The sequence below is a fragment of the Flammeovirga agarivorans genome, from assembly GCF_012641475.1.
In the GTDB taxonomy this organism is placed as follows: Bacteria; Bacteroidota; Bacteroidia; order Cytophagales; family Flammeovirgaceae; genus Flammeovirga; species Flammeovirga agarivorans.
The window spans coordinates 1-715 of record NZ_JABAIL010000080.1 but is presented as its reverse complement, the minus strand read 5'-3'; the positions used below and the strand labels follow the sequence as shown (position 1 = coordinate 715).

The window sequence follows — 715 nt, the reverse complement described above, 5'->3', positions numbered from 1 at the left end:
GCCGCATGGAGCCGCTGGTTGACGGCGAATTTATTCTCACCGGCGCGGGCACCGTCTGGTATGACGTGGTATGCAACATCTGGCTGGCGGCGGCAAAACCGCGCCGCTGCCGTATCGTCATCCGCCCTGGCTGTTATATCACCCACGATCGCGGGATCTACGATCTCGCCCAACAAGAGCTGATCGCCCGCGATCCGATTGCCTGCGATCTCGCCGGCGATCTTACATCAGCGCTGGAGCTGATGGCGATGGTGCAATCGGTGCCGGAGGCGGATCGCGCGGTGGTAAACTTCGGCAAGCGCGACTGCGCTTTCGACGCCGGGCTGCCGCAGCCGATCGCCCATTATCGTAATGGCCAGGAGTTAGCGCTGCGCGCGGAGTCGATCGTCAGCACCGGCATCATGGATCAGCATTGTATGCTGCGCCTGGCGCCGGGCAGCGATGTGCAGGTCGGCGATATTCTGCTGTTCGGTACCTCGCACCCGTGTCTGACCTTTGATAAGTGGAAGACGTTGCTGCTGGTCGATGACGACTACAACGTGCTGGACGAGCTCGACACGCTGTTTTGACAGGCATCCGGATAGCGGCGCTTCGCGCCTTACCCGGGCTACACAACCCGCGAAGTTCGGTAGCCCGGCTAAGCGTAGCGCGAGCCGGGGGATGTATCGGGTAGCGGCGCTTCGCGCCTTACCCGCCCCGGCGCAAGGCGCAAATC

1 protein-coding gene is annotated in these 715 nt (G+C 62.8%); it reads left to right on the top strand.

Annotated features, from left to right (window positions below):
• A partial coding sequence (locus HGP29_RS28330) for a type III PLP-dependent enzyme domain-containing protein (RefSeq protein WP_211093461.1) occupies positions 1–569 on the top strand: 569 nt, incomplete at its 5' end.
• Positions 570–715: the final 146 nt, after the last annotated feature.